15 protein-coding genes are annotated in these 9,358 nt (G+C 64.5%); 2 read left to right on the forward strand and 13 right to left on the reverse strand.

Going from position 1 to position 9,358, the window contains the following annotated elements; translation table 11 throughout:
• Positions 1-69: 69 nt before the first annotated feature.
• From H4281_RS10150 to H4281_RS10190, 9 genes are all read right to left on the reverse strand, one after another.
• A complete protein-coding gene (locus H4281_RS10150; RefSeq protein ID WP_182890611.1) occupies positions 70-666 on the reverse strand; it encodes a hypothetical protein in 597 nt (198 codons plus the stop codon).
• A gap of 82 nt (positions 667-748) precedes the next feature.
• Positions 749-1,078: a hypothetical protein gene (locus H4281_RS10155; RefSeq protein WP_182890612.1), complete on the reverse strand. Its 330-nt coding sequence runs from the start codon at positions 1,076-1,078 to the stop codon at positions 749-751.
• 85 nt (positions 1,079-1,163) lie between these two features.
• A complete protein-coding gene (locus H4281_RS10160) occupies positions 1,164-1,328 on the reverse strand; it encodes a hypothetical protein (protein ID WP_182890613.1) in 165 nt (54 codons plus the stop codon).
• 176 nt (positions 1,329-1,504) lie between these two features.
• A complete protein-coding gene (locus tag H4281_RS10165; RefSeq protein ID WP_182890614.1) occupies positions 1,505-1,924 on the reverse strand; it encodes a hypothetical protein in 420 nt (139 codons plus the stop codon).
• A gap of 84 nt (positions 1,925-2,008) precedes the next feature.
• Positions 2,009-2,629, reverse strand: coding sequence for a hypothetical protein (locus H4281_RS10170; RefSeq protein ID WP_182890615.1), 621 nt, complete (start codon positions 2,627-2,629; stop codon positions 2,009-2,011).
• Positions 2,630-3,031: 402 nt separating this feature from the next.
• The gene (locus tag H4281_RS10175; protein WP_182890616.1) at positions 3,032-3,391 is read right to left on the reverse strand and encodes a hypothetical protein; all 360 of its coding nucleotides are present in this window, start codon (positions 3,389-3,391) and stop codon (positions 3,032-3,034) included.
• Between the two features lie 133 nt (positions 3,392-3,524).
• Positions 3,525-3,839 carry a hypothetical protein gene (locus H4281_RS10180; RefSeq protein WP_182890617.1) on the reverse strand — a complete coding sequence of 105 codons (315 nt, stop codon included), beginning with the start codon at positions 3,837-3,839 and terminating at the stop codon, positions 3,525-3,527.
• A gap of 73 nt (positions 3,840-3,912) precedes the next feature.
• Positions 3,913-4,164, reverse strand: a complete 252-nt coding sequence (locus H4281_RS10185; protein WP_182890618.1) for a hypothetical protein — start codon at positions 4,162-4,164, stop codon at positions 3,913-3,915.
• 80 nt (positions 4,165-4,244) lie between these two features.
• On the reverse strand, positions 4,245-4,556 hold the full coding sequence (locus H4281_RS10190; RefSeq protein ID WP_182890619.1) for a hypothetical protein: 312 nt from the start codon (positions 4,554-4,556) through the stop codon (positions 4,245-4,247).
• Between the two features lie 1,268 nt (positions 4,557-5,824).
• Between H4281_RS10190 and H4281_RS10195 the strand changes: the two genes are divergently transcribed.
• Positions 5,825-6,103 (forward strand): SAP domain-containing protein, encoded by a 279-nt coding sequence (locus H4281_RS10195; RefSeq protein WP_182890620.1) that lies wholly within the window; start codon positions 5,825-5,827, stop codon positions 6,101-6,103.
• 323 nt (positions 6,104-6,426) lie between these two features.
• Here H4281_RS10195 and H4281_RS10200 read toward each other — a convergent pair whose 3' ends face one another.
• Positions 6,427-6,888 (reverse strand): hypothetical protein, encoded by a 462-nt coding sequence (locus H4281_RS10200; protein ID WP_182890621.1) that lies wholly within the window; start codon positions 6,886-6,888, stop codon positions 6,427-6,429.
• 106 nt (positions 6,889-6,994) lie between these two features.
• Between H4281_RS10200 and H4281_RS10205 the strand changes: the two genes are divergently transcribed.
• Positions 6,995-7,651 carry a hypothetical protein gene (locus H4281_RS10205; protein WP_182890622.1) on the forward strand — a complete coding sequence of 219 codons (657 nt, stop codon included), beginning with the start codon at positions 6,995-6,997 and terminating at the stop codon, positions 7,649-7,651.
• Positions 7,652-7,733: 82 nt separating this feature from the next.
• On the opposite strand, the gene H4281_RS10210 is transcribed toward H4281_RS10205, so the two are convergent.
• The 3 genes from H4281_RS10210 to H4281_RS10220 all read right to left on the reverse strand — a co-directional run bounded on the left by H4281_RS10210 (position 7,734) and on the right by H4281_RS10220 (position 9,301).
• Positions 7,734-8,303 (reverse strand): hypothetical protein, encoded by a 570-nt coding sequence (locus tag H4281_RS10210; protein WP_182890623.1) that lies wholly within the window; start codon positions 8,301-8,303, stop codon positions 7,734-7,736.
• Positions 8,300-8,635 carry a hypothetical protein gene (locus H4281_RS10215; protein WP_182890624.1) on the reverse strand — a complete coding sequence of 112 codons (336 nt, stop codon included), beginning with the start codon at positions 8,633-8,635 and terminating at the stop codon, positions 8,300-8,302. The genes H4281_RS10210 and H4281_RS10215 overlap by 4 nt, the downstream gene beginning before the upstream one ends.
• Positions 8,636-8,917: 282 nt before the next feature.
• On the reverse strand, positions 8,918-9,301 hold the full coding sequence (locus tag H4281_RS10220; RefSeq protein WP_182890625.1) for a hypothetical protein: 384 nt from the start codon (positions 9,299-9,301) through the stop codon (positions 8,918-8,920).
• Between the last annotated feature and the right edge of the window lie 57 nt (positions 9,302-9,358).

Below are 9,358 nucleotides of genomic sequence, written 5' to 3' on the forward strand. Positions count from 1 at the left end.
TGGTTGACCGTGCGGTCACGGCGTGCGCGCGTCCGAATCGGGACGCGCGCCACCGATGTCACGCACGGGCTAGTCGGTAGCCCCGGGGCTCCACTCCCAGACGGGGACATCAACGACGTAGTATTTAGCGCTGTCAGCTCGGGCCAGCCAGCCTCCGCGGAACCGCCAGACGGTCAGTTGGGTCCGGTCTCCGGTCGGTCGCAGGGTGCTGAGATCCGTTGCGATGGTCGCGGGGCCGCCCGAGCACGACACCACGGTTTCCGTTCGGTGGGTGCTCGCGTTGAACGTGATCGATGCGTGGCCGTCGTCGGGGTACTTGCCGACCATTCCGCCGATGACGGCGATGTCGCCGACCGACACCATGTTGCCCGCCCATGGCCACGGTGCCGCGAGCCGGACAGCGTCGCCCGGCATGGGCCGGTCCTTCTTCTCGGCGTAGACCGGTTCGAGTCTTACGCGAACCTGGTTTTGCGCGAGGTCTGCTGTCGTGATCTCGAACGCGTCGCCGTTGTCGCCGGTGAGCTTGAGCGGCCACTCCGAATAGAGCGTGTACAGCTTCTCAGCGACGGTGGCGTGGGTGTCGACACCGTCTCGGGTGACGATGACTCGGTCGCCCTTGTCGAACGAAACCATCAGGGAACGTGCCCGGAACTCGTTGCGGTCCATCGTATTCCTCTCTCGTTTGGCCGTGCGGTCACGGCGCGCACACGTCCGAAACAGGACGTGTGCCGCCGATGTCACGCGCGGGCTAGAAATCCCCGGTGATCTCCCTGCGGTGCTGCTCGCGGGCGTCGTCCAGCCACTCCTCACCGAAGCCGCACATATCCGCGAGGTGCATCAGGTCCACCACAACGGAGATTGCTGCTTGCTCTCCGCTGATGACGTCCGAGCCGTTGTGCTCGAACAGGAGCAGCCTCACCGCACGCCCGGCGCGGATTCTGTTGTCTCGCAACATGCCCTCTGGCTCGGGGTCGTTGGTGATCCGGCCGTCGCCGATGAGTTCTTCCGGATCGAGCCCAAGCCAGGTTTGGTCTCCTCCGGACTGCTGAAGACGTCCGGGCTCTCGTTGTGTGTCCATGCTTTTTCCTTCGTGTTGGCCGTGTTGCCATGGCGTCTGGCCGTCCGATGTGGACGGCCAGCGCCAAGCGCGGCACGGACGGGCGTTACCGCGGGGGGCTCAGCTCGTACCAGAGGTTTCCGTGCACCTGGATGACGTACTTGTCTTCGGCCTCCTGGGTGAGGCGCGCGAAGCTGTACTCCGCGAGCGCTCCCCACGCCACGGCGGGCGCGCACTCCTTCGCCACGAAGCCGTTGCCCAGGCTGTACACGTGGCATGTCGTTGCGCGTTGCGCGATATCTGCAATCTTGCGTTTGTGGTTCCTCGGGATGGTCGGCACCGTTCCTCGTTCCTCTCGTCAGTAGCCGAGCGCGGCAAACACACTTCTCAACAGGTATTTCCCATCTCTCTAAAGCGTCCAGTCCCGTCGCCGGGTATCGCGCACGGCTAGAGCGTCTTCCAGGTGCCCTCCTCGTCCTTGTACTGGATGGTCACCGCGCCACAGTCCGGCAGGGACAAGTCATGGAGCGGACCGAATTCGGCGTCGACGTCCACGTCCGGCACCCCGGTGCCAAGGAAGTCCGGCATCTCCGTCACCGGCACGTCAAGCCAGTCGAGGTATCGCCCTGAATGGCACACCCGGTTGTCGTCAGCGTGACCCTCGAAGTCGACGTCATAGAGCGTGCGCCACTCCCGTCCCTGGCCCGACCTCAGCAGCTCCAAGAGTTTCGCGGGCGCATTGGACGGCCCAGCTGCGCCATTACGGCTGTATTCGGTGTCTTCCAGAAGCGGTGCCGTATCGGGGTTCTCCGCGTCCAGGTCCTGGCGGTACGTGTGGTCGACGATCCAGGCGTATCCGGCGGTCATGTTCGATCCCTTCGTGTTGAGTTAGACCGTGTGGCCACGCCCGCATCCGTCCACCGTCGGACGGATGCGAACGCGGGCACGCGGTCAGCGCGCGAAGCGTTCGAGCACCTTTGACCAGTCGACGGCGTCATACCCGAGCTTGCGGAGGTCCCGCGCGAGGCTCTGAGTCCAGTAACCCGCCCACGGTGCCGGGCTATCGAACGTCTTTCGCGCAAACTCTTGTAATGCCTCGGGGCCGCGTGCGGCTGCGGCGAATGCGGCCGATGGGTGTTCGCCCCACAGGCACCCCGTGATGGCGTCAGTGACGTTCAGCTCCGCGAGGCGTGCCGCTTCGCGCGCCTCCCAGTCGTGGCACAGCGTGAACGACCACGCTTCAGCTTCCGTCGCGAACGAGCCCAAGGAACCGCCGTCGAACGCGGCGGCAAAGGACCCGTCGGCATCCGGAGTGACCGTGTACGCCTCGTTTGGCGTCACCCGGTCGTCATTCATCGTCGGGCGCATCGGTCTCGGCGACAGGTAGTCGCATGCTCCCGACCTGCTCACCGAGTACTCGTGTTCACCGTCTTTCGCATAGGACACGCGCACTTTGCGGTAGCCGTAGCGATCCTCCTTGCCGATGGCCACGACTGTGCCGTTGCACAGCGCCGGACCCGCGACCATGCCGCACACGGCCTGCTGAATCGTGTACGAGAATGCGTTAGCCACTGCTGTACGTCCTTCCGATTCTATGGTTTCTCCGTTGACCGTGCGGTCACCGCGCGAGAACGTCCGTTGCGGACGTTCTCCACGGGGAAGGCACGGGGCTACCAGGTGCCGGTGTCGTAGCAAACGGCGTGCAACGGCATGTCCTGGTATTCGCAATAGCCGCCGTGATCGCTTGCGCAATTTGAGTAGCACCCGTTGGCACGCATGATTTCTTCCGTGATCCACTCGGGCTGCGGTTCCCGATGCGGGTTGCTGTCCTGGAGGTTCGCCGGACACGTCCACACGGGACCGTCCGGCTCGGCGGAGTACAGGACCATTTTGTGGCAGCTGGGGCAGTGACCGGCGAAGTCTCCGGGTTCGATGTCGATGCCGAATTCCGCAGGACAAGTCGTCATGAGCGCGCTAGACAAGGTTCGCCCCGTCCGGGTCGGAGACATACGTGTCAACGTCCCGCCACAGAATGGTGACCCGTGTGACGTCCGCGGGGAGGACGTCCGTCCACCGGCTAGACGACTCCGCGCGGTACAGGGTCGCCACGTAATCTCCGGCTTCCGTGAAGATGTCCACCCGATCGGCATCCGGTTCGCCGTATGCGGGAGAACCACCGTCAACGTCGGCCCACCACTGCATAACCACCACGGTCGCCTCCGGCAGGTGTTCGCCGTGATCACGTGTGAACACTTCGGCGTAGTCGGCGTGAAGGATGTCGCCTTCACAGTCGCGGTAGACCGGGTGCCCGCAAGTGCGGCACTTGCCGATCACCTCATGATTGCCGGTGCACGTCGGGCACGGGGGCCAATTCCTGTCCTTCAAAGCTCTCTCCTCTCTCGTTTGACCGTGCGGTCACGGCCGCCACCGTCCGCAGTGGACGGTGACTACCGATGGCGTACGGGCGTCAAGCGTTATCCGGACTTGCCCATGACGGTTGGTGTTCCTCCGCCAAACCGTCGAACTCCCAAGTCCCACGGACGTAGTACTTCCCGCCCTTGAGGTAGCGGTGTTTTCGCGGCGTCACTGCATTGGGTCTCGCGGAGAATTCCTTGCCGCGCTTGTATCCCGGCCGGTCAGCGGATGCGGTCACCAACACCTCACCGGCGGGCGTGTAGCCCGTGACCTTGCCCGGTACCCAACCGTTCAGGAAGACATCCACGTAGACCGGCGTACCGACCTCCGCGACGGTGTGCATGCTCGACCAATTCGGCTTGCCCATAGCGTTTCCCCTTCTCTCGTCTGACCTAGCGGTCACGGCGAACGCGCAAATCCGCTGCGCGCCACCGAAACTGCTAGGGGTGAATCAGTCGGAGAATCTCCCGGATGTCCTCCGCCACCCATGCGTGGGTGTGGGGCATTCCGACTGTGTAGTCCTGCCCGCGCGTCACCTCGACGCCGTCGGCGTCGGACAGGAAGTAGCGCCAGGTGCCCGTGTACTTCCGGCCGACCGTTCCGCCGCCCAGCTTCTCAACCTGAACCGTGGACCCGTCCGAAGCTGTGTAGGTGAACTCCGGTTCAAAGTCCCGCAAGTCTGTGTAACTCATCGGTTTCCGCCCCTTCTCTCGTCCGGCCTAGCGGCCGTGGCGCACGCGCGGGAAACCCGCGCGCCACCAAAGCGGCTAGGTCAGTAGCGCGAACGCGACGGCTGGGCGGCGTAGTAGTCGTACCAAAAGAGGCCACGACCACGGTCGTACCAAGCTTCGCTTTTGTAATGCCCGTAACGGTTTTCCAGCTCGTTAAGCGGCACGTCCGCGTGATGTTCCACGATGTACGCGGCTATGGCGGCGGCCTGGAACCATGCCAATCCCAGCCGGTAGCCCAGATCGCGCAACGCCTTGAACTTTTCCGCCCCGTAGACATTGGCAGGCTGGTACGTCCGGCCGTTCATCATGGTTTCCGCGATCGGAACGTCAGCGGTGATTGTTGTGCGCGTCATGATCGTTCCCCTTCTCTCAATCCACAACGGACACGGCGAGAGCACGGGAAAACCCGTGCTCCACCGTCTCGATTGCGGATACGGCGCACTAGCCCCTACACCTGACGATTCAGCGGACGGCCCGCGAGACGGACGCGCACACAACCGGTGCGCGCTCGGGTCAACGTCTCGCCAGAATGGCCGATGATCTAGCAGTGAATCGGGTACGTAGGACGTTCGCGCCGGGTGCCTGCCGGGCGTGCTCTGTCACAGCACGCCCCGACACCAGCGGGACAGTTTGCCCCGTGAGGGACGGATGTCCAGCCGTTCCGCCGTCGCGTTCCCTGCTCAGGTGCGTGCCTCTTAACGCACGCGTATGCGAGTCCAGCTGACTTCCCCCAGCTGCCCGGTTCCCTAAGCGTCGCCACCGCACGGGCATAGAGAAGGTGGTCCCGTGCGGCCGATATCTTCCGGCGGAGCTATTTACGCATGATCTGCGGACTCACCGCGCCATGCTTTGCCGTGCCCGCTACCGGGTCACGTCGGCTATCGAGTCAGGCCATACACCCTCACGGGTTGGTACCTCTTCGGTTCCGTGGATCAGCCCTCTTAGCAACAGCGCTCACTGATTTTCACGCGCGCTGGGGAACGGAATTCCAACGGTGGTCCGTTGGCTCAAGCTCTCCCGCCTTCGCACTACTTGTCATGCGCCGTCGCTCGATAACCGCTCTGTACTTATCCGCCGCCGGGAGGTTCGGACTCACCGGCCACGGGGTTGTGGCGTCCGGTGCTTCGGCGGGGGTCTGGGGATTGCCGGGGGCTGACTTCCGTCAGCCGGTCCGGGGCTCCCGGTCGGCCCGGGGTGAAGCGCCGTACGCCTACATCGTCGCCATAACGATCCAACGCGTTTCACAAACACGTTGGGTCGTTATCTACCCGTTACCATTGCATCAGGAAAGTGCAGGTCAGCGGCTTTGGCTTGGGAAGGATCGGACCGTAACGCGCGGCTGCCCGCCGACTGGGCAAGCCGCATCGTGCCCCACGTGATGCGCACGCACGACCGTCGCTGCCACGTCTGCGGGGGCACCGGCGCGGATGCCGTCGACCACATACGACCGGGCGACGACCACTCGCTAGCGAACCTGGCGCCCATCCACCAGGACACGCCCCCCTACTGCCACCGCAGCAAGTCCAGCCGGGAAGGCGTCGAGGCACGCGCGGCCCGACGGCAGGCACGGCTACGCCCGGCCGAACCGCACCCCCTCGACCACCGGAAGGGATAGAGCGCCATGCGCGTCACCTACACGCACCGCCTAGGGCAGAACAGCAAGGGCACCACGCGCGAACTCACCGACACAGAAGCCGCATGGCTCATCGAACGCGGACACGCACGGCCCGCCGACACGGCCACGGACACACCAGCCGCCGACACGGCACCCGACGACACCCCCGCCCCGGACGCGGCCACCCTCGCCGAACTCAAGGCGCGCGCCGAAGCATGCGGCCTGCCCACCTACGGCACCAAAGCCCAGCTAGCCGACCGCATCGCCGAACACCAGGGCGCGTGACCGACCACAACCGTCCACACCCGACAGAAAGATCCCCGGTCAATCACCAACAGATCTCACTGTCCACACACCACAGTGCACAAAGGACACACCCTCTGACCAGTGCAAACAGGTGGGGGACCCCTCCCCGCCAGCGCAAACGCGGACCGGTCGGCAATGCATCTGACCGGCTTCCTGGGTTTTCGACCAACATAGGGAACCCTAAGAACAGCTGGCCGACGCTGTGCCCGCCCGGAAACGGGATCAGATGACGCTGTTTTCCGCGCCGCGGCCGGCTGCCGTGATCGAGGTACGATGCCCTCGTGGTAGGCGATCGAGAGCAGTCAGCGCACGAGGGGCTGGACGGCCCTGCCCTGCGGGATGCGCTGTTCGCGGAGAAGGATGTGCAGCCGATCGGGTCGGTGGACGGCTGGGCACGCGAGGGCGTCTTCGAGTCCGACGAGGAGCTGCGCGAGTTCCGGGACTGGGTAGCCGCAGAGCGGAAGGCGAACCTGGCCTAGCTCACTGGTCGACCTCGACTTCGGGAACACCAGCTCGTCGGCCGGGTTGTCCGCGGCCCAGTCGTAGAGGTGCTTGGCGTCGTTCATGCACAGGTCCAGCCAGCGAGGGACGTCCCCGTCGGCGGTCACCAGGAACGCCGCGGCTGCCGGAGACCCGCAGAGCAGGCACGGGTGGACCTTGTCCTCGCGGCGATGCTGGATCAGCTGGCCGGCATCTCCGGCAGGTGCTTCCGGCAGGACAGAGGCATCCGTTCCGAGGTGGCAGAGGAAGGCGTCGATGTCCATAGCCTCATCCTCCCGAAGCCGTCAACCGTCTAGTTGATCCTTTCCGGGGCCGATACGCTTGGCTGACCAGAGCGTCACCACGTTCCCACCCGACAGGACGACGTGCATGTCTTCCCTTCCCCTGCCCGGCGCTAAAGAAGCCGAGCTGATGGCCAAGGTTGGCACCGGTGTTGTGCAGGGCATCCGGAAAGCGAGCCAACTCCCGCCTTGGCCGGACGCGCGCGATGCGCTCCTCGATCTGCATGCCATCCTGCGCGAATGGTGCGACGCCGCCGAGGAAGCACGCAGTTACGCTCAAAGTCTCGCGCGTGCACGAGAGGCCCGGAACTCCGGGGACCCGATGCTGGCGGTTCACGAAAGAGTCGGGAACCTCGCCGAGGCACGTCTTGGAGCAGTTGGCTTCGCTGAAGTTGTGTTTCGTGACACTACGGCCGTCCTCAGAGGTCCCGTTTCCGCCTGGCTGAAGCTGCGTCGTTCTCGCAAGCGGCGCGCCGAACGACGGGGACTACGCATGCTCATGAGCGTGTACTGCCCATCGTTGCTCGACCAGTTCGAGCAGGCCGTAGCCGCGCGATACCAATGGATTCGCGAGCATCGAAAGAACTTCGACCGCTGGTTTGACGACTCTCGCAGCGATGTCGAGGTCAATCAAATACTGAGCGAAATGGACGCAACCAGGACAGCGCTGCTCGAAGCAGCAAACCAGCTCCGCGAGTTCATCACCGCCAACTACCCGCTGCCCGGCGCGACCACAGCACACTGAGTCCGGGAGTTTCCGGTCTGTCCCGCCAGCCATCTGCCGAGCGCTGACCTTCCCGCGGCGGAGAAATACAAGGCCGAAACGATCAATCGATCCTGTAGAAGTCAGTCAAAGCCATGACGACGCGCAACTCTGCCAACATTTTGCGAACGGCGAGCGTCCTCGTATCGGTGGGACCTAACGTCCTCACATAATCGGTTACCAAGTGCTCGAATTCGCTGGCCGTCTGAACCAAGTCCTCTTTCGCGTGGTGGTGCGGGCCAGCCAGGTTGGCTCGAAGTGCTAAGTCAACTACGTCGACGGCCGTACCTTCGGTCGAAGCCCTCTCACCAATCAAACGTGCATATTCCGCCATCGCATTGCTGTCGGCCATTGCGAGGGCTCGGGCAAACTTAAACTCACCGGTCGCTCCTGATGGCGGTTTCCGCGTGCCCTCCGGCTCCGGCTTGACTTTCTGCTCTCGACCTGCCTCGGCGGCTGAGGCGGACGGGTCGCTGTCGGCATCGTCATCAGGAAGCTCAAGGACGTCACCTGCGGTCATACTCGCAATCCTCACTACGACGACAGGGGACCGTCGGCCGAGGTTTTTGTCCGTTACGAGACGCAGTTGAGCTGCGGCGATCTCTTCCTCAGTGACGCGGTGCAGTCGGCTCATGGCCGCTCGCCTCCTTCCGCATCGCGAACCAGTCTATCGAGCGCATCGTGGGTGAACACGTCGAGCAACTGGTTGTCGTCGTGCGTGGCCAACTCGGAGCGCGCAAGCTTGGTCATCAGCTTGAGACCGGCTACTCGCTTCCGGGACGAGTCGTCCAGTGCGAGGTCGGCCGCCCAGGTGAACCGCCGCCACCACTCCTCGCGACGTGCCGCATCTTCGCGTTGCTTCGTCGCCCGATCGTTCGCACGGACACCCATCCGCGCTCCCACGAAGGCACCCGTGACGGTGAGCAGCCCGAGGGCAATGGTCACCACCAGCTGCGACCCTGACATCGCCCTCCCTCAACCCTGGGTGTGCAGGGCGACGAGCCTACCGAGCCGCGAAGCGGCGCTCTGCGCGCCGCGCCTGTGCTGTCCAGGCGCTCTCGCCGGCAGGCGGCGGCGAACCGCAGGACCGCGTCGAATTCGTCAACCCGGGTTGACTCTCCCGCCGGTGGGCGAAGGTGACTTTTCGCAGGTCAGCACGTTGACCTCTCAGCAGCGAACACCAGCTCGACCACCGCGCACCCTCCCGATAGCCCGGTGGGGTCCGCGGCGTTCCGAGCCGCCTCCGGTTCAGGCGTCGTTCGGGTCGACGTACAACTCGACCGTGACCTTGTGCTTCCCCTGGGCCGGGTCCAGTTCCACGCCTGCGCGAGCGCGAGGACCAGGGAAGAGCCCTTCCGCGCGGAGCGCATCCTTCACGCGATTGAGCAGCCGGTTAGCCGCGGCCTCGTCGTCGCCGGCCGACTGCCGTGGAGGCAGCTCCGGAATCTCGTCGTCCTCAATACGGATGAGCCGCCAACCATCGTCCAGGTCCCGCGTCTTCTCCTCCGCGTGAGTCGTGCACAGCTTGCGCCGCTTGTCTTTCGACCCGTCCTCGTACACGCAGTCGTACCAGTAGACGAGGCCGCCGCATTTTCCCGCGTGGCTGAAGGCCCAGTCGCATATCAAGTCCATTCGTCCAGCGTAGTCGCGATTTGTCGCGACCAGTGACCATCAGCGGCCGATTCGACC

This window comes from Amycolatopsis dendrobii (assembly GCF_014145675.1).
GTDB lineage: Bacteria > Actinomycetota > Actinomycetes > Mycobacteriales > Pseudonocardiaceae > Amycolatopsis > Amycolatopsis dendrobii.